Here is a 260-nt window from a genome sequence, read left to right on the forward strand (position 1 = left end):
ATCCGGATCCGATCTGGGTGAAAGACGGCAATGTGTACACGTCGGCGGGCATATCGTCGGGAATAGACCTCGCGCTTTCCCTTGTGAGCGAAGACCTGGGAAATGACTTCGCTTTGGAGATTGCCAAAAATCTGGTCCTGTTTTTACGCCGTCCCGGAGGACAGGCGCAGTTTAGCGTCGCACTTCAGTCACAGCGTACGCATAATTCAAGTCTGGACGAATTGTGCCTCTGGATCGGTGAGCATCTGCATATGGACCTT

General features: G+C 53.1%; 1 pseudogene. It reads left to right on the plus strand.

Annotated elements, in window-relative coordinates:
- Positions 1-17: 17 nt before the first annotated feature.
- Positions 18-260, plus strand: a pseudogene (locus SB822_RS58465) (AraC family transcriptional regulator); the annotation flags it as partial.

The sequence above is a fragment of the Paraburkholderia sp. SIMBA_054 genome (assembly GCF_046534875.1).
Lineage (GTDB): Bacteria > Pseudomonadota > Gammaproteobacteria > Burkholderiales > Burkholderiaceae > Paraburkholderia > Paraburkholderia hospita.